This window comes from Plantactinospora sp. KLBMP9567, from assembly GCF_033446045.1.
Lineage (GTDB): Bacteria > Actinomycetota > Actinomycetes > Mycobacteriales > Micromonosporaceae > Plantactinospora.
Window position 1 is genome coordinate 68,151 of the sequence record NZ_JAWQRR010000050.1, and the last position, 18,222, is coordinate 86,372.

Annotated in this window: 15 protein-coding genes; 9 read left to right on the forward strand and 6 right to left on the reverse strand. The window is 72.7% G+C overall.

Annotation, left to right across the window (positions count from 1 at the left end):
- Positions 1–78 precede the first annotated feature (78 nt).
- Genes R6Y94_RS37025 through wecB form a run of 4 tightly spaced genes read left to right on the forward strand, consistent with a single transcriptional unit; the run spans position 79 to position 4,725 of the window.
- On the forward strand, positions 79–1,119 hold the full coding sequence (locus R6Y94_RS37025) for a polysaccharide biosynthesis protein (RefSeq protein WP_318401137.1): 1,041 nt from the start codon (positions 79–81) through the stop codon (positions 1,117–1,119).
- Positions 1,116–2,288 (forward strand): NAD-dependent epimerase/dehydratase family protein, encoded by a 1,173-nt coding sequence (locus tag R6Y94_RS37030; RefSeq protein WP_318401139.1) that lies wholly within the window; start codon positions 1,116–1,118, stop codon positions 2,286–2,288. Before R6Y94_RS37025 ends, R6Y94_RS37030 begins: the two co-directional genes overlap by 4 nt.
- Positions 2,285–3,604, forward strand: a complete 1,320-nt coding sequence (locus R6Y94_RS37035; protein WP_318401141.1) for a glycosyltransferase family 4 protein — start codon at positions 2,285–2,287, stop codon at positions 3,602–3,604. The genes R6Y94_RS37030 and R6Y94_RS37035 overlap by 4 nt, the downstream gene beginning before the upstream one ends.
- The gene (gene wecB / locus R6Y94_RS37040) at positions 3,601–4,725 is read left to right on the forward strand and encodes a non-hydrolyzing UDP-N-acetylglucosamine 2-epimerase (protein WP_318401142.1); all 1,125 of its coding nucleotides are present in this window, start codon (positions 3,601–3,603) and stop codon (positions 4,723–4,725) included. Before R6Y94_RS37035 ends, wecB begins: the two co-directional genes overlap by 4 nt.
- 61 nt (positions 4,726–4,786) lie before the next feature.
- Here wecB and R6Y94_RS37045 read toward each other — a convergent pair whose 3' ends face one another.
- On the reverse strand, positions 4,787–6,430 hold the full coding sequence (locus R6Y94_RS37045; protein ID WP_318401144.1) for a sensor histidine kinase: 1,644 nt from the start codon (positions 6,428–6,430) through the stop codon (positions 4,787–4,789).
- On the reverse strand, positions 6,427–7,167 hold the full coding sequence (locus R6Y94_RS37050) for a response regulator transcription factor (RefSeq protein ID WP_318401145.1): 741 nt from the start codon (positions 7,165–7,167) through the stop codon (positions 6,427–6,429). The genes R6Y94_RS37045 and R6Y94_RS37050 overlap by 4 nt, the downstream gene beginning before the upstream one ends.
- Positions 7,168–7,326: 159 nt before the next feature.
- Here R6Y94_RS37050 and R6Y94_RS37055 point away from each other — a divergent pair, with 159 nt between their 5' ends.
- The 3 genes from R6Y94_RS37055 to R6Y94_RS37065 all read left to right on the forward strand — a co-directional run bounded on the left by R6Y94_RS37055 (position 7,327) and on the right by R6Y94_RS37065 (position 8,756).
- The gene (locus R6Y94_RS37055) at positions 7,327–7,527 is read left to right on the forward strand and encodes a hypothetical protein (RefSeq protein ID WP_318401146.1); all 201 of its coding nucleotides are present in this window, start codon (positions 7,327–7,329) and stop codon (positions 7,525–7,527) included.
- 270 nt (positions 7,528–7,797) lie between these two features.
- Positions 7,798–8,070, forward strand: a complete 273-nt coding sequence (locus R6Y94_RS37060) for a hypothetical protein (RefSeq protein ID WP_318401147.1) — start codon at positions 7,798–7,800, stop codon at positions 8,068–8,070.
- Entirely contained in the window at positions 8,016–8,756 is a 741-nt protein-coding gene (locus R6Y94_RS37065) for a DUF389 domain-containing protein (protein WP_318401148.1), read from the forward strand. The genes R6Y94_RS37060 and R6Y94_RS37065 overlap by 55 nt, the downstream gene beginning before the upstream one ends.
- A 110-nt stretch (positions 8,757–8,866) precedes the next feature.
- Here R6Y94_RS37065 and R6Y94_RS37070 read toward each other — a convergent pair whose 3' ends face one another.
- A complete protein-coding gene (locus R6Y94_RS37070; protein WP_318401149.1) occupies positions 8,867–11,278 on the reverse strand; it encodes a Tex family protein in 2,412 nt (803 codons plus the stop codon).
- 243 nt (positions 11,279–11,521) lie between these two features.
- On the opposite strand from R6Y94_RS37070, the gene R6Y94_RS37075 reads away from it, so the two are divergent.
- Positions 11,522–13,507, forward strand: coding sequence for a primary-amine oxidase (locus tag R6Y94_RS37075; RefSeq protein ID WP_318401150.1), 1,986 nt, complete (start codon positions 11,522–11,524; stop codon positions 13,505–13,507).
- A 13-nt stretch (positions 13,508–13,520) separates the two neighbouring features.
- On the opposite strand, the gene R6Y94_RS37080 is transcribed toward R6Y94_RS37075, so the two are convergent.
- Complete coding sequence (locus R6Y94_RS37080) at positions 13,521–14,180, reverse strand: GOLPH3/VPS74 family protein (protein ID WP_318401152.1); 660 nt, start codon at positions 14,178–14,180, stop codon at positions 13,521–13,523.
- 221 nt (positions 14,181–14,401) lie between these two features.
- On the opposite strand from R6Y94_RS37080, the gene R6Y94_RS37085 reads away from it, so the two are divergent.
- Entirely contained in the window at positions 14,402–15,886 is a 1,485-nt protein-coding gene (locus R6Y94_RS37085) for an APC family permease (protein WP_318401153.1), read from the forward strand.
- 40 nt (positions 15,887–15,926) lie between these two features.
- Here the strand turns inward: R6Y94_RS37085 and R6Y94_RS37090 are convergent, their stop codons facing one another.
- Entirely contained in the window at positions 15,927–17,075 is a 1,149-nt protein-coding gene (locus tag R6Y94_RS37090; RefSeq protein WP_412102966.1) for an MBL fold metallo-hydrolase, read from the reverse strand.
- 94 nt (positions 17,076–17,169) lie between these two features.
- The gene (locus R6Y94_RS37095) at positions 17,170–18,177 is read right to left on the reverse strand and encodes a serine hydrolase (protein WP_318401155.1); all 1,008 of its coding nucleotides are present in this window, start codon (positions 18,175–18,177) and stop codon (positions 17,170–17,172) included.
- Positions 18,178–18,222: the final 45 nt, after the last annotated feature.

Genomic DNA, 18,222 nt, shown 5'->3' on the forward strand with positions numbered 1-18,222 from the left:
CGGGGGAAGGGCACGGTCGAGCCGCAGACCTCGACGAGACGCCGGACCGGCCGACCCGCATGCGCGAACGGAGCACCAGTGACATCTCTGCCTGCTGGCCGCCGGGTCCTGATCACCGGCGGCACCGGTTCCTTCGGCCAGACGATGGTGCGCCGGCTGCTCGACCAGGAAGTCGGCGAGGTACGGGTACTCGGCCGGGACGAGGCCAAACAGGACCTGATGCGGCACCGGCTGGGCGACGACCGGGTCCGCTACCACGTCGGGGACGTCCGGGACTACGACAGCATGCTGCGGGCGAGCCGGGGCGTCGACTTCGTCTTCCACGCCGCCGCCCTCAAACAAGTGCCGTCCTGCGAGTTCTTCCCACTGGAGGCGGTCCGCACCAACGTGCTGGGCAGCGCCAACGTCGTCGAGGCGGCCGAGCGCAACGGCGTGTCCTCGGTGGTGGTGCTCAGCACCGACAAGGCGGTCTGTCCGGTCAACGCGATGGGGATGAGCAAGGCGCTGATGGAGAAGGTCGTCCAGTCGCACGCCCGGCACAACCCGGGCGGCCGGACCACCGTCTCCTGCGTGCGGTACGGCAACGTGATGTACTCCCGGGGCTCGGTCATCCCGCTCTTCGTCGAGCAGATCAAGGCCGGCCGGGCGCCGACGGTGACCAACCCGGCGATGACCCGGTTCCTGATGTCGCTGGCCGAGTCGGTGCAGCTCGTCGAGCACGCCTTCATGCACGCCCGGACCGGGGACATCTTCGTCCGCAGGGCCAGTGCCTGCACCATCGGCGACCTGGCCACCGCGCTCTGCCAGCTCTTCGACGTACCGGCCAAACTCGACCTGATCGGGGTCCGGCACGGCGAGAAGCTGCACGAGACACTGGCCAGCCGGGAGGAGATCGCCCAGGCCGAGGACTTCGGCGAATTCTTCCGGGTACCACTCGACGCCCGCGACCTCAACTACGCGCTCTACGTCTCCGAGGGCGACCCGACCTGCCACGGCGGCGAGGACTTCAACTCGGCCAACGCGCCCCGGCTCGGCGTACCCGAGATCGTGGAACTGCTGCGGAGCCTGCCGGAGATCCGGGCCGAGCTGGCCGCCCGAGACCTGGCGATGGCGCCGTGAGGCTGGTGCTGACCGGTGCCGGCGGATTCCTCGGCTGGCACGTACGGGTGCTGGTCCGCGCCCTCGGCTGGCCCGACCCGGTCGTGCTGACCCGGGCCGACCTGGCCGACCCGGTCAGCGTCGCGGCCGCGGCCGGCGGGGCCGACCGGGTGCTGCACCTGGCCGGCGTCAACCGCGGTGACCCGGCCGACGTGGCGGCCGGCAACGTCGAACTCGCCGCCGCGCTGGCCCGGGGACTCCGGCAGTGCCCGATCCCGCCGGAGACGGTGGTCTTCGCCAACTCCGTGCAGGCCGGCAACGGCACCCCGTACGGCGACTCCAAGCGGGCTGCCGCCGCCACCCTGGCCGGCGCGGTGCACGGCCGGTGCACCTTCGACGACGTCCCGCTGCCGAACCTGTACGGCGAGCACGGCCGCCCGCACTACAACTCGGTGGTCGCCACCTTTTGCCGCCAGTTGGCCGACGGCAACCCGCCCGAGGTACGCGACGACCGCGAACTGACCCTGGTGCACGCGCTGGACGCCGCTGCCCGGTTGCTCGGCCTGCCGCCCACCGACCCGGCCGCGCTGTTGGCCGGGACCGCCGCCCCGACCGTGCCCTGGGACGCGGGCATGCCGGCGTTGCGGATCGGGGTGCGTGCCCTGGCCGACCGGCTGGCCGGGCTCGCCCGGACCTACCGCACCGGGGAGATCCCGCCACTGGCCGACCGGCACGACGTACGCCTGTTCAACACCTACCGCTCGCACCGCTTTCCGGCCGACCATCCCCGGCCGCTGGTCCGGCACACCGACCGGCGCGGCGCCCTGGTCGAGGTGGTCAAGGCGCACGGCGGGGCCGGGCAGACGTTCGCCTCGACCAGCGGGCCGGGGGTCACCCGGGGCGAACACTTCCACCTGGCCAAGGTGGAGCGGTTCGCGGTGCTGCGCGGCACCGCCGAGATTGCGCTGCGCCGGGTCGGGTACCGCGAGGTGCTGCGGTTCCGGGTCGGCGGTGCCGAGCCGGTGGTGGTCGACATGCCGACGATGTGGGCGCACAACATCACCAACACCGGCGACGGCGAACTGCTCACCCTCTTCTGGGCGAACGAACTCTTCGACCCCGCCCGCCCCGACACCTATCCGGAGCCGGTGGCGGAACCTGCCGTGGTGGCGCCGGTGGTGGTCGGGTGAGGATCGGCTTCGTCACCCAGTGGTATCCGCCCGAGCCGGTCTTCGTCCCCGGCGAACTGGCCCGGGAACTCGGCGCCCGTGGGCACCGGGTGCGGGTGCTCACCGGCTATCCGAACTATCCGGAGGGGCGGATCCATCCCGGCTACCGGCAGCGATGGCCCGGCGGCGGCAGCGACGAGGGCAGCGACAGCGTCACCGTACGCCGGGTGCCGGTCTATCCGAGCCATGACTCGTCCATGCTCGGCCGGACCGCCAACTTCGTCAGCTTCGCCGCGACCAGCGCGCTGGCCGCCCCGGGCTATCTGACCGGCGCCGACGCGCTGTACGTCTACCATCCGCCCGCGACCGCGTTCACCGCGGCGGCGCTGGTCCGGCTGGCCCGGCGGATTCCGATCGTGCTGCACGTCCAGGACATGTGGCCGGAGTCGGTCACCGCGTCGGCGATGAGTCCCGGTGGCGGCGCCGGCCGGATGATCGAGGGCCTCCTGTCGGCGACGATGCGCCGGCTCTACCGGTCCGCCACCGCGATCGCGGTCATCTCGCCGTCCATGGCCGAACTGGTCGTGGCGCGGGGCGCCGACCCGGGCAAGGTCCGGGTGGTGCTGAACTGGACCGACGAGCGGCTGTTCCGCCCGGTACCGGCGACCGCGTCGGCGCGGGCCGCGCTCGGACACCGGGGCCGCTGCACCGTCATGTTCGCCGGCAACATGGGGCCGTTCCAGCGGGTGGAGACCGCGATCCGGGCGGCGTACGCGGCCCGGGACCGGGTCGACCTGGTCCTGGTCGGCTCGGGTACCGAGGAGGAGCGCGCCCGCCGGCTCGGCACCGAGCTGGGCGCCGACAACGTACGCTTCCTCGGCCGGCGCCGGCCGGCGGAGATGGCCGACCTCTACGCGGCGGCCGACTACCAGCTCGTCTGCCTGCGGGACCTGCCCGGGCTGCGCGGCACCGTGCCCTCCAAGCTCCAGGCGGCACTCGCCTGCGGCGCTCCGGTGGTCGTCTCGGCGGCCGGTGACGCGGCCCGACTGGTGGAGTCGACCGGGGTGGGCCTGGTCTGCCCGCCCGAGGACCCGACTGCGCTGGCCGTCCGGTTCGCCGAGGCGGCGGCGCTGCCGGCGGCGGTCCGTACCGCGCTCGGCCGGCGGGCCCGCGAGGTCTACCGGGAGCGGATGTCGTTGCGGGTCGGCGCCGACCAGGTGGAGGACCTGCTGACCAAGAGCGCCGTGCCGCCGGCGGGTGCCCTCGGGCGGGCGACCGCCCGCCGGTTCCTCCGGCGGTGGCGGCCCGATCGGGAGACAGGGGCGACGCCGCGATGACCCGGGTGATGACGGTGGTGGGCACCCGACCGGAGATCATCCGGCTCTCCCGGGTGCTGGACCGGCTGGACCGTACGGTCGAGCACCTGCTGGTGCACACCGGGCAGAACTGGGACCGGAATCTCTCCGAGGTCTTCTTCACCGAGCTGCGGTTGCGCGAGCCGGACCGCTTCCTCCGGGTCGACACCACCTCGCTGGGCCGGGTGCTCGGTGGGGTGCTGACCGGCATCGAGCAGGCCATCACCGAGCTGCGCCCGGACGCGCTGCTGGTGCTCGGGGACACCAACAGTTGCATCGCCGCGCTGATGGCCCGGCGGATGCGGGTGCCGGTCTACCACATGGAGGCCGGCAACCGGTGCTTCGACCTGAACGTGCCGGAGGAGACCAACCGGCGGCTGGTCGACCACGTCGCCGACTTCAACCTGGTCTACACCGAACACGCCCGGCGCAACCTGCTGGCCGAGGGGCTGCACCCGCGCCGCATCCTGCACACAGGCTCGCCGATGCGCGAGGTGCTGGAGCACTACCGGCTGGACGTGGCCGCCTCGACGATCCTGCGCCAGCTCGAACTGGAGCCGGGCGGCTATTTCGTGGTCAGCGCGCACCGCGAGGAGAACGTCGACGACCCGGCGCGGCTGGGTCGGCTGCTCGACTGCCTGCGGGCGGTCCGGGACACCTGGCGGCTGCCGGTGCTGGTCTCCACGCACCCGCGTACCCGCAAACGGCTGGAGGCGCTGGCCGCCGACGCATCCACCCTGGACGGTATCGCGTTCCATGAGCCGTTCGGGCTCTTCGACTACGTACGCCTCCAGTCGCAGGCCCGCTGCACGCTCTCGGACAGCGGGACGATCAGCGAGGAGGCGGCGATCCTCGGCTTCCCGGCGGTGACCCTGCGGGAGTCGATCGAACGGCCGGAGGCGCTGGACGCGGGCGGCATCGTGATGACCGGCCTGGACCCGGCCGGCGTGCTGGAGGCGGTCGAGGTCACCGTCGACCAGGTCGCGGCGGCCGGGGTGCCCTGCCCGGCGGACTACCAGGTCACCGACACCTCGCGCCGGGTCGTCGACTTCATCCTCTCCACTGTCCGCCGGCACCACGGCTGGGCGGGCATCCGGCGGTAGCGGCGGCTGCCCGTCGCCCGGGCCGAGGGCACGCCGTCAGGCCGGCCGGACCGGCAGGGCGTCAGGCCGGCCGGACCGGCAGGGTGATGGTGAAGGTGGTGCCGACCCGCAACTTGCTGGCGACCCGGATGACGCCGCCGTGGTCGGTGACGATCTGCCGGACGATGGAGAGCCCCAGCCCGCTGCCGCCGGTCTGCCGGCCGCGCGCCGAGTCGGCCCGCCAGAACCGGTCGAAGACGTACGGCAGCGCGTCCGGGGCGATCCCCGAACCGGTGTCGGCGACCTGGACCACCGCGGAGTCGCCCTCCCGGCGCAGCGTGAGCGTCACTCGACCACCCTGGGCGGTGGCCCGCAGCGCGTTGGTGATCAGGTTGCCGACCACCTGGCGCAGCCGGTCCGGATCGGCGTGCACGGCGACCGGCTCGGCGCTGACCTCCAGGGTCACCCCGGTCGCGTCGGCACCGGCCCGGTGCGCGGTACGGCACGTCTCCAGCAGTTCGGCCAGGTCGACAGTTGTCCGGTGGTACGCCAGGCTGCCGGCCTCGGCCAGGGCGAGATCCTGGAGGTCGTCGACGATCCGCTGCTGTAGCACCGCCTCCTCGTGCAGCGAGGCGAACAGCTCCGGATCGGGGTCGATCACCCCGTCGGAGAGTGCCTCCAGATAGCCGCGCAGGTTGGCCAGCGGGGTACGCAACTCGTGCGCCACGTCGGCCACCAGCCGGCGCTGGCGCTCCTCGCCGCGCTGCAACGAGTCCGCCATCCGGTTGAACGACCGGGCCAGTACGGCGATCTCGTCGTTTCCCTTCACCGGTACCCGGCTGGTCAGGTCGCCCCGGCCGAGTCGCTGGGAGGCCGCGGTCAGGATCCCGATCGGGCGCAGCACCCGGTGGCTGAGCAGGGCGGTCGCGACGATCGCCACCGCTGCCACCCCGGCGGCGGCGGCCAGCAACGGGCCGACCACCAGGGCGGGATTGCCCTCGTCGCCGACGCCGAGGATGACCCGGGCCGGCTCGGGCGCCACCTCCGCGATCCGGGCGTTGAACGCCTCGGCCAGGCAGTAGTCCGTCGGCTCGCTGGGATCGGTCGTACTGCACGCCGCCGAGAGGTCCGCCAGGTCGGCCCTGCTCGCCTCCTCGGACTGGGTCGCCTGGTCGAGGCAGCTCCGGCTCAGTCTCGGGTTGGTCGAGACGGACGCGCTCACGTCGTATTCGGGCACCCCGAACTGGCCCGGCGTCTGGATCGGTTCGACCCCGTTGCGGGTCAGGCAGGCGGCGAACCGGACACCGGTGCGATACCGGTACAGCTCCTTGGCGGCGACCTCCGGTGGATCGGCGATCGCGCCGGAGAGGTTGAGCGTGGGACGGGGGTTGACATATCCGACCACGGTGCCGAGTGCGCGTACCGCCCGGCCCGGATTGTTCTCGCGGTCGGTGTCCACGAGTACCCAACCGGACTCGGCGACCAGGTGGATGCGCTGGCCGGTCTGCGCGCCGAGGCGTACGACCAGGTCCCGGACGCCCTCCCAGGTGCCGTGCCGGCGGCCGTAGTCGGTGAGCGCGGCGGTGACCCGGTCCAGCGAGGCGGCGGCGGCGCCGGACTCGTCGATCTGCCGGGACGCCTGCCGGAGTACCAGCCAGAGGGTCGCGGCGGTCGCGCTGACCGCGACGAGCATCACCAGGCCGAGTACCCGCAACCGGAAGCTCACGCCGACGGGTCCGTCCCGACGGCGGCCTCCTCCGGGCTCCGCTCCCCGCCGGGCTGCTCCGCCAGCCGGTAGCCCCGGCCGAAGACGGTCTGCACGTAGCGCGGCTCGGCCGGGTCGAGCTCGATCTTGCGGCGCAGGTTCATCACGTGCGCGTCGACGGTCCGCTCCAGCACATAGTGGTCGAAACCGAAGGCCCGGTCGATGATCTGGGCCCGGGTGAACGCCCGGCCCGGTTCGCCGGCCAGCACCTCGAGGATGCCGAACTCCTTGGCGGTGAGCGTGACCAGCCGCCCGCCGATCCGCACCTCGAACCGGCCGGGGTCGACCTCCAGGTCACCGACCCGGAGCACCGCCTGGTTGCCCGCGCTGAGCACCCCGGAGCGGCGCAGCAGGGCGCGGACCCGGGCGGCCAGTTCCCGTGGGCTGTACGGCTTGGTCAGGTAGTCGTCGGCGCCGATGTCCAGCCCGAGCAGTACGTCGTCCTCGGTGGTCCGGGCGGTCAGCAGCAGGATCGGCAGGTTGGACTCGGCCCGCAGGATCCGGCACACGTCGAGCCCGTCCACCACCGGCATCATCACGTCCAGCACCACGAGGTCGGGGCGACGGGACCGGACCTGCTCCAGGGCGGCCCGGCCGTCGCCGACGACCAGCACGCTGTGGCCCTCCCGTTCGAGATAGACCCGGACCAGGTTGGCCTGCTTCGGGTCGTCCTCGGCGACCAGTATCCTCGCGCTCATCGCTCCCCATTCTGCCTGCTCGTGGGCGGCATCGATTAGAGCGCCGCAGCGGTGAAGATGTGATGAAGTCGCGATCCGGAAACGGTCAGACGGCGACCCGCACCCGGTGCGCACACGTTCTTGACAGCTTCCGCATATCCGGGCTCCTACCGTGCCGGCATGTCGAAAGAGAGCTCAGTCGTACCCGGCGCGGCCGGCCGGTCCGGGACGGCTGACCAGGCCCGGCGGTCGGCCGTCCGGCGCCGGATCCGGGAGACCCTGGCCCTGCGCCGTGCCGATGCGGCGGCCGGGCTGCGTGCCGATCCCGGCGAGGCGCACCTCGGGCCGGCCGGCGGTGCCGGACAGAGCGCGGTGACCTGACCGGCAGTGGCGGCTGCCGGCAGCACGGTGACGGGCTGCGGTCGTGTGGTCGCCGCTGGTGGGTGGGAGGCGCTTCTGTGCCGGCCCTTCCGCGCTTTCCGATCGGCACTGCCAATTTCGTCGTGATACCACACGGGCATCGTGATGACTCTGTGGTATCACGGCCGCCGGGTATATACGTTCGAGCGTCCGGATCGACCGGCACGGCGCACTGGAGTCGTCGCCGACCGGCCCACGAGGGGCCCGTGGCCGGAGTGGAGGGTGACTGGCGTGCTGCACCTGAGGATCATCGTGCCGACCGACCGGTCCGCGGTCGTGCAGGAGATGCTCTCCGCCGACCCCGCCGTGGCGCACGTCATCGTGCTGCCCGGCGCCGCCCGCACCCCGCCCGGGGACGTGGTGCTCTGCGACGTGGTCCGGGAGGGTGCCGACGAGGTGCTGGAGACGTTGCGGACCCTCGGCGTGGACCGGGCCTGGGTACCGACGCGGTGGTCTGGGACGAGATCGTCCAGAAGACCGGTGAGGAGACCCGGCTCTCGGTGACGTACCTGCTGCTGATCACCCTGGCCACCGTCATCGCCGGCATCGGGGTGTTGCTCGACCAGCCGATCCTGATCGTCGGTGCGATGGTGGTCGGCCCGGAGTTCGGGCCGCTGGCAGCGCTCTGCGTCGCGCTGCTGCGCTGGCGCGGGTCGGTCATCCGGCGCTCCCTGCTGGCGCTCGGCGTCGGCTTCCTCACCGCGATGGCGGCGACCGTGCTCAGCACCTGGACGCTGACCGCCGCCGGCCTGATCGACCGGTCGATGCTGCTCGCCGACCGACCCATGACCGACTTCATCTGGCGGCCCGACGCGCTCTCCTGGGTGGTCGGCTTCCTGGCCGGGGTGGCCGGGATGCTCTCGGTCACCCCGAACCGGTCCGGCTCGTTGGTCGGGGTGCTGATCTCGGTCACCACGGTCCCGGCCGCGGCGAACGTCGCGGTGGCGCTCGGCTACGGCGTCTTCGACGAGGCGCTCGGATCGCTCGTCCAGTTGCTGATCAACCTCTGCGCGATCGTCGTGGCCGGCGTGCTGACACTGCTGGTGCAGCGGCTGTGGTGGGAACGGGTCGCCGCCGCCCGGCCGGCCTGGCCCCGCTGGGGCCGACCCACCCCGGCCCCCCGGAGCGACCCCGACACGACCAGCGCACCCAGTTCCGTTCCGGATCGTCACCGTACTGGCGATAGCTGACCGCCGTCCGGGTCCCAGGCGGCGGTGCCGGTCCGCCGTGACGGTGACGGTCGTCGTCACGGTGGCCGTCCGCCGCGACCGGCCCCGGCCGGTCGCGGCGTGCCTCGGAACTACCGCCCGGGGCGGTTGCCGTCCAGTCCCTTGTCCAGCCCGGCCCGGCGCAGCGCGTCGGCCAGCGCACCGCCGCCGAACCCGCCGCCCTGGCCGCCGCCCGACCGGTTCCCACCGCCGGACCGGTTCCCGCCGCCCTGGCCGCCACCGCGCCCCTGGCGCGGCTGGCCGGTGCGGTCGCCGCCTCGGTCCCGCGCGGGACGGGGCTCGGCCTCGTCCTCCAGCCGCAGGGTGAGCGAGATCCGCTTCCGGGGTACGTCCACGTCCAGCACCTTCACCCGGACCACGTCACCGGACTTGACCACGTCCCGCGGGTCCTTGACGAAGGTTCGGGACATCGCCGAGACGTGCACCAGGCCGTCCTGGTGCACCCCGACGTCCACGAACGCGCCGAACGCGGCCACGTTGGTGACCACGCCCTCCAGCAGCATCCCCGGCAACAGGTCGCCGATCTTCTCCACCCCGTCGGCGAAGGTCGCGGTCCGGAACGCCGGCCGGGGGTCCCGGCCCGGCTTCTCCAACTCCTTCAGGATGTCGGTCACGGTCGGCAGCCCGAAGGTGTCGTCCACGTACTCGGCGGGCCTGAGCTTGTGCAGCACGGCGGTCTTGCCGATCAGCGCGGAGAGGTCGCCGCCGGTGCTGGCCAGGATCCGCCGGACCACCGGGTACGCCTCCGGGTGCACGCTGGAGGCGTCCAACGGGTCGTCCCCACCGGGGATGCGTAGGAAGCCGGCGCACTGCTCGAACGCCTTCGGGCCGAGCCGGGGTACCTGCTTGAGTGCCTGCCGGGTCCGGAACGGGCCGTTGGCGTCCCGGTGCAGCACGATGTTCTCGGCCAGCCCGGCGCCGATCCCGGAGACCCGGGTCAGCAGCGGCGCGGAGGCGGTGTTGACGTCGACGCCGACGCCGTTCACGCAGTCCTCCACCACCGCGTCCAGCGAGCGGGAGAGCTTCACCTCGGAGAGGTCGTGCTGGTACTGCCCGACGCCGATCGAGCGTGGGTCGATCTTCACCAGCTCGGCCAGCGGGTCCTGGAGGCGGCGGGCGATCGAGACCGCGCCGCGCAGCGAGACGTCGAGGCCGGGCAGCTCCTGGGAGGCGTACTCGGAGGCGGAGTAGACCGAGGCGCCGGCCTCGGAGACCACGATCTTGGTCAGGTTCAGGTCGGCGTACCGCTTGATCAGGTCGCCGGCCAGCTTGTCGGTCTCCCGGGAGGCGGTGCCGTTGCCGATCGCGACCAGCTCGACCTTGTGCGCCCGGGCCAGCCTGGCGAGCGTCTCGATCGAGGCGTCCCACTGCCGGCGCGGCTCGTGCGGATAGATCGTGTCGGTCGCCACCACCTTGCCGGTCGCGTCGACCACCGCCACCTTCACCCCGGTACGCAGCCCCGGGTCCAGCCCCATCGTCGGGCGGGTACCGGCCGGCGCGGCGAGCAGCAGGTCGCGCAGGTTGGTGGCGAAGACCCGGACCGCCTCGTCCTCGGCCGCCTGCCAGAGCCGCATCCGCAGGTCGGCGCCGAGGTGGATCAGGATCCGGGTACGCCACGCCCAGCGCACCGTGTCGACCAGCCAGCGGTCCGCCGGCCGTCCCCGGTCGGCGACGCTGAACCGGGCGGCGATCTCCTGCTCGTAACGGGTCGGCCCGACCGGGGCGTCGTCCGGCGCGGGCGCCTCCTCCGGGTCCATGGTCAGGTCGAGCATGCCCTCCTTCTCGCCCCGGAACATCGCCAGGATCCGGTGCGAGGGCAGCTTGGTGTACGGCTCGGCGAAGTCGAAGTAGTCGGCGAACTTGGCGCCGGCCTCCTGCTGGCCGTCGCGTACCCGGGAGACCAGCCGGCCCCGCGACCACATCTTCTCGCGCAGCGACCCGATCAGGTCGGCGTCCTCGGCGAACCGCTCCACCAGGATGGCCCGGGCACCGTCCAGCGCGCCGGTCGGGTCGGCCACCCCGGCGTCCGGGTTGACGAAGCCGGTCGCCACCGTGCGCGGGTCCTGCGACGGATCGGCCAGCAGCGTGTCGGCCAGCGGCTCCAGCCCGGCCTCCCGGGCGATCTGCGCCTTCGTCCGCCGCTTCGGCTTGTAGGGCAGGTAGATGTCCTCCAGCCGGGCCTTCGAATCGGCGGCCATGATCTGCGCTTCCAGCGCGTCGTCCAGCTTGCCCTGACTCTTGATCGACTCCAGCACCGCCGCCCGGCGCTCCTCCAGCTCCCGCAGGTAGCGCAGCCGCTCCTCCAGGGTGCGTAGCTGGGTGTCGTCGAGCGACTCGGTGGCCTCCTTGCGGTAGCGGGCGATGAACGGCACGGTCGACCCGCCGTCGAGCAGGTCCACCGCGGCCCGTACCTGCCGCTCGTGTACGCCGAGCTCCTCGGCGATCCGCTGGTGCACTGAGCGCGGCTGCGCAGAGGTTGTCACGTCCTGTTCCGCCTTCTCCACTCGGTTCCACCGGTGCACCGCCGCCGGGCTCGGCGACGGGCACAGGGTGCCGGAAGCATTGTGCCGCACCCGGCGGCGACCCTCATCCGGGCGGCGCCGGTGACCTGACGACCGGAACCGGTGATCCGACGGCCGGAGCATCTACGCGCCGTCGGCTATGGACAACCGAGAGTGATTCGGGTTAGGTCGGCTCGGAATGATCCGCGAAGCGACGAGGACGTCATGACTCTTCTGGCCGACGACCGGCCCGCCGGCTCCGGTGCGGGCGATACCGACGGACATCCACTCGCCCGGTTGACCGCCGACGAGATCCGGGCGGCCCGGGCCCTGCTCGACCGGCACGGGCTGCTCGGCCCGACAACCCGGTTCGCCCTGCTGGCCCTGGCGGAGCCAACCAAGGACGTGGTGCTGGCGTACCGGCCCGGCGACCCGGTGGACCGGCAGGTCCGCGCGGTACTGCTCGACATGGCCACCGGCGTCGCCCGGACCGTGCTGGCGTCGGTGACCACCGGCACCGTCGATTCGGTACGCGAGCACGACGCCGTCCGGGACGGACAGCCGCCGATCATGCTGGAGGAGTTCGTCGCGGTCGACGAGATCGTCAAGGCCGACCCGGGCTGGCGGGCGGCGATGGAACGCCGGGGCATCACCGAACTCGACCTGGTCCGGCCCTGCCCGCTCTCGGCCGGCGACTTCGACCTGCCGGGGGAGCGGGGCCGGCGGCTGCTGCGGGTGCTCTCCTTCCTGGCCCACCGGCCCGAGGACCACTGCTGGGCGCACCCGATCGACGGCGTGGTGGCGTACGTCGACCTGATCGAGCGCCGGGTCACCGAGCTGATCGACCACGAGCTGCTGCCGGTACCGGCCGAGGAAGGCAACTTCGACGACCCCGGCTACACCGGCCCGCCCCGGACCAGCCTGAAGCCGATCGAGATCAGCCAGCCGGAGGGGCCGAGCTTCTCGGTCGACGGTGACGTGGTGCGCTGGGAGAACTGGGGTTTCCGGGTCGGCTTCGATCCCCGGGAGGGCCTGGTACTGCACCAGTTGAGCTTCACCGACGGCGACCGGGAACGCCCGGTGCTCTACCGCGCCTCGGTCGCCGAGATGGTGGTCCCGTACGCCGACCCGAGCCCGGTGCGGTTCTGGCAGAACTACTTCGACGCCGGGGAATACCTGCTCGGCCAGCAGGTGAACTCGCTGGTGCTGGGCTGCGATTGCCTCGGCGAGATCTACTACTTCGACGCGGTCCTCGCCGACGGGGCGGGGGAGCCGCGCGAGGTGCGCAACGCGATCTGCCTGCACGAGGAGGACCACGGGGTGCTGTGGAAGCACACCGACCTGTTCACGGAGTCGGCGGAGACCCGCCGGCAGCGCCGGCTGGTCATCTCGTCCTTCGTCACCGTCGGCAACTACGACTACGGCTTCTACTGGTACCTCTACCTCGACGGCACCATCCAACTGGAGGTGAAGGCGACCGGGGTGCTGTTCACCTCGGCGTACCAGGAGGGCAGCGGGTACGCGACCGAGGTGGCGCCGGGGCTCGGTGCGCCGTACCACCAGCACCTGTTCAGCGCCCGGCTCGACGTCACGGTCGACGGGACCCGCAACGCCGTCGACGAGGTGGACGTCCGGGCACTGCCGGTCGGCCCGGAGAACCCGTACGGCAACGCCTTCACCCGGGTGGCGACCCGGCTGTCGTCGGAGTCGGACGGCGCCCGGGACGCGGACGCCTCGGTCGGCCGGACCTGGCGGATCTCCAACCCGGAGCGGTTGGGTCGGCTCGGCCGGCCGGTCGGCTACCAACTCCGCCCTGAGGGCCAGACGGTGCTGCTGGCCGCCCCCGACTCCTCGGTGGCCCGCCGGGCCGCCTTCGCCACCCGCTCGCTCTGGGTCACCCGGTACGACCCGGCGCAGCGCTACCCCGCCGGTGACCTGGTCAACCAGCACCCGGGCCACGGCGGGCTGCCGGAGTACGTCGCGGCCGACCGGCCGATCGACGGCGAGGACATCGTGCTGTGGCACACCTTCGGCACCACCCACTTCCCCCGCCCCGAGGAGTGGCCGGTGATGCCGGTGGACCGGTGCGGCTTCACGCTGCGGCCGGACGGATTCTTCGACCGCAACCCCACCCTGGACGTGCCGGCGAGCACGGCGACACACTGCGGCGCACCCGGCGACGGCGAATCCGCCACCTGTCACGGCGGCTGAGCACCGGAGCGGTTCAGCGGCGTACGGTGAGCGCCGTGGCGGCGACGGCCGCATCGACCGCGTTGAGCAGGTCGCCCAGTTCCGTCGGGAGCAGTCGTCGCCCGGCGGCGATCCGCTCGGCCACCATCGACCGGTTGCTCGGGATCAACGCCCGGACCAGCCCGCCGGCCCGGACCAGCCCGGCCAGCGTCGCGGTCCGGGGGTCCAACGGCTGGTCGGAGCGCTCCAGGGTGGCGTTGAGCCGGACCCGGGGCCGGGCGACCCGGTTCGGGTCGAGCCCGGGAAACCGGACCGTCGTGCGGAGGTTCAGCCCACGGGCGGTCATCCGGCGGACCGCTCCCGCGCTGACCAACCGGTCGCCGACGTGGTCCCGGACCCGGGGAGCGAGGAACTCCAGCCAGGAACGCGCCGGATGGCCGTCGCCCCGGCGTACCATCTCGGCCAGCACCCGGTCGGTCACCGGCTCCTGCCAAACCCGGTCGTCGGTGACGTAGACGGCGGACCGGACCAGGGTGATCCGCCCGTCGAAGAGCAGTTCGGCGATGAGCGCGCCGGAGAGGGCGGCATCCACCAGATTCGCCGCGGCGAGGGGCTTGCCGCTGTAGTCATCGTGTGCGATGAGGAACAGATCGTCGGCCAGCCGCTCGGTGGGTGGGCCGGGGTAATTCGTCATCCGTCATCCTTGGCCGGCCGGCCGACATGCCGGATCGGTCACTCCTCAATGTCGATGCAGGACGGTACGGCATGCGCACTGTCCGCTCAACCCGCCCTGGCCCTGCGTGTCTGAACACTGTGGTCCGTCGATCTCTTGTCGCGGGGCGTGATCGCCCATACCCTCTCCGGTGTCGTTCGAGAGTCCCTTTCTCGTCCCCCCACACCGAGAGAGACCGACATATGTCATCCAGTCCCGCCCTGGAGTCCGGCCTGCGCCGGGGACGCCTGGGCACCGTGCATCTCGTCTTCTTCACCGTCGCGGCGTCGGCGCCGCTGACCGTGCTCGGCGGTGGCATCACGACGATGTACGCCGTCAGCGGCAACGTCGGTGCGGCGCTGTCCTATGTGCTGCTCGCCGCCATCCTGGGCGTCTTCGCGGTCGGCTACGCCGCGATGAGCCGATTCGTCAGCAACGCCGGCGCGTTCTACTCCTACATCGCGAACGGCCTGGGCCGGGCGGGCGGCGTTTCCGGCTCGTTCGTCGCACTGGCCTCCTACAACGCCATCCAGATCGGACTGTACGGGCTCTTCGGCGCGATCCTCGGCGACTTCATGGCGACGAAGTTCGGCGTCGAGCAGCAGTGGTGGGTCTGGGCACTGGTCGGGCTGGCGCTGGTCGGGGTGCTCGGGGTACTCCAGGTCGACCTGAACGCGACGGTCCTGGCGGTGCTGCTGCTGCTCGAATGCCTCGCGGTCGTCGTCTTCGACGTGGTCTCGCTCGGCAACCCGGCCGGCGGCAGCATCAGCCTGGCCGGGCTGGACCCCGGCAACCTCTTCGGGGCGGGGCTCGGTGCGGTGCTCGCGCTGGGGATCGCGAGCTTCACCGGGTTCGAGTCCGGGGCGATCTACAGCGAGGAGGTCCGGGATCCGCGCCGCACCGTGGCCCGGGCCACCTACGTCGCAGTGGCCTTCACCGGTGCTTTCTACGCGCTCTCCGCCTGGGCGCTGACCGTGGTCACCGGCCCGGAGAACGCGCAGGCCGCCTCGGTCGAGGCCGGCCCGGGGGTGGTCTTCGGCACTCTGGCCGACCATGCCGGCAGCACGGTGGCGGACGTGGCGAACCTGCTCTTCATCACCTCGGTGCTGGCCGCCCTGCTCTCCTTCCACAATGGAGTCGCCCGCTACCTCTTCGCGCTGGGCCGGGAGCGGGTCCTTCCGGCCTTCCTCAGCCAGACCGGGGTCCGCACCGGGGCGCCGGTGGCCGGCTCGGTGGCCCAGACCGTACTGGCCCTCGGCGTGGTGCTGGCCTTCGTGCTGGCCGACCGGGATCCGGTGGTCGACCTGTTCACCTGGCTCAGCGGTGTCTCGGCGGTCGGGGTGGTGCTGCTGATGACCCTCACCTCCGCCTCGGTGGTGGGCTTCTTCCGCCGCCGCCCGGAGGTCGGGGTGAGTGCCTGGCAGCGGCTGGTCGCCCCGGCGTCGGCCACCGGGCTGCTCCTTGCCGTCCTGCTGGTGCTGCTGGTGAACTTCGACGCCCTGCTCGCCCCGGGCAACCCGAGCTACCTGGCCTGGCTGCTGCCCGGGGTCACCCTGGCAGCGGCGCTGGTCGGGCTCGGCTGGGGGCTCCTGCTCCGGGCCAGGCGTCCGGCCGTCTACGAGGCCGTCGGCCGGGGCGTGGCCGATGCGCCGCCCGCCGAGGACCCGGAACTCACGCTGACCCGCTGACCGCCGCCTCCACCGGCGGCGGCTCGGATCCGTGGCTGGATCAGCCGAGCGGCCGCCACCAACCGTCCACCGGGGGCGGGTGGTCGACGACCACCCGCTCACCGGGGCGCGGCACCGCCAGGCGTACGCCCCGGGCCTCGGCCTCGCGCCACAGCCGGTCCACCGGTTCGGCCCAGCCGTGCGGGGCGAGGTTGAAGGTGCCCCAGTGCACCGGCACGAGGAGCCCGCCGCGCAGGTCCAGGTGGGCGGCGACCGCCTCCTCCGGGAACATGTGGATGTTCGGCCAGGCGGTGGCGTACGCGCCGATCTGGATGAGCGTGACGTCGAACGGGCCGTACTCGGCGCCGATCTCGGCATAGCCGTCGAAGTAGCCGGAGTCGCCGGAGCAGAAGACCCGGCGGGTCGGGCCGGCGACCACCCAGGAGCCCCAGAGGGTACGGTCCCGGGCGAGCGCGCGACCGGAGAAGTGCCGCGCCGGGGTGGCGGTCACGTCGAGCCCGGCGACCGAGGCGTGCTCGCCCCAGTCCAGCTCCACGATCCGCTCCGGCGGTACGCCCCAGCGCTCCAGGTGGGCGCCGACCCCGAGCGGCACCAGGAACGGTGCGGACTGGACGTCGCGCAGGGCGCGTACGGTCGGCATGTCCAGGTGGTCGTAGTGGTCGTGCGAGATGAGCACGGCGTCGAGCCGGGGAAGCCGGTCCAGCGGCACCGGCACCGGGTGCAGCCGGCGCGGGCCGATCCGGGCCGACGGCGAACAGCGGTCGCTCCAGACCGGGTCGAGCAGTATCCGCCGTCCCTCGATCTCGATCAGGGCCGACGCGTGGCCGTACCACAGCACACCGAGTTCGCCGGGTGGGGCCGTGGCCGGCGCGACGGTCTCCGGCAGCAGCACCGGCACGCTGCCGGCCGGGCGCCGGGGCTGGTCTCCGAAGATCAACTCCCGGAGGATGCCCTTTCCGGTGCCGGGCAGCGCGATCCGGGTACTGACCGGGTTGCGGAACGCGCCGGACCGGTACTGCGGGGAGCGGCGTACCCGCTCGGCCCGGGCGCCGTCCGGGAGGCGGCCGAGCGCGGCCGGCACGTCCCGGACCGCCCAGGCGACCGCGCCGAGCGCAGCCACCGCGAGCGACCACCGGAGGCGCCGCCGGCGCCGGGTCGCGACGTCGCCCCGTCCTGCTCTTCCCCGCATGTGCCGACGCCCCCTCGTCCTCACGAGCGAGGGTACGCCGACCGGCACCCGTTCCGGACGGCAGCGCGGCGCCGCCGCCCGGCGTGCGGGGAGGTCAGCCGCCGTTGGTCGGCTGGTACATCCTCGGCCGGCGGGCCGGCACGGACAGGTTCCGCAGACCGTCGACCGCGGCGAGGAAGGCCGGGCCCATCGCCGCCCGGGCCTGCACCGCCGGGTGGGTCGAGCCGAAGTTGTCCGGGTCGGCCTGGCCGTCGGCGAAGAGCACGTACGTCAGTACCGGCGTGCCGGCCGGGTCGAAGATCAGTCCGGCCTCGTGCCGGGCGTTGCCGAACCAGCCCGCCTTGGTGGCGATCCGGGCCCGGTCGGTCGACGACATGTTCCGGCGGATGCCGTCGGTGAACGCGATCGGCGCGCGGAGCTGGTTGAGCAGGAAGGTGGTCGACGTGGCCGAGAGCAGCGTGCCCCGGACCAGCGCCTGGAGCAGGTCGTGGGTTTCCCGGGCGGTGCTGGTGCCGAGGAAGAACCGGTTCGGGTTGGCGACCGGTTCGACCTGGGTCTTCGGGAAGCCCTTGGCGACCAGGATCTGGTTGAGTTCGGCGGCCGGGCAGACCAGGCCGCAGAGCCGGACGGCGGTGTCGTCGGAGACGGTCAGCAGCGCGGCGAGCACGTGTCCCAGGGTCACCGAGCTGGGGTAGGCGCCGTCCAGGCTGAAGATGCCGTCGCCGCCGGGCACCACGATCGCCGAGGTGACGTCGACCCGCTGGTCCAGGGTGAGCAGCCCCCGGTCGACCTTGTCCAGCACCGCCGTGGCCACCGCGATCTTGTTGACGCTGTACGCCTCGACGACCGTGTCCTGGTTCTCCCGTACCGCCGGCAGCGGCGCCGGCCCGGTCCCGCTGGCCACGCTCAGGTACGCGTACCAGTTGCCGCCGGCCCTGGTCTTCTCCCGCCGGTAGATCGCGGCGACCTGGTCGGCCCGGGCCCGGGCGGGGCTCTCGGGTGCCTGTCCGCTGTTCGGAGCGGCCATCGCCGGAGTGGCCGTCCCGAGCACGACGCCGGCGGTGGCGGCGGTGCCGATGCCCAGTGCGGTCCTGCGATTCACCCTGCTCACCACGTGGTCTCCCATCGGGGGGGTCGATGTCGCCGA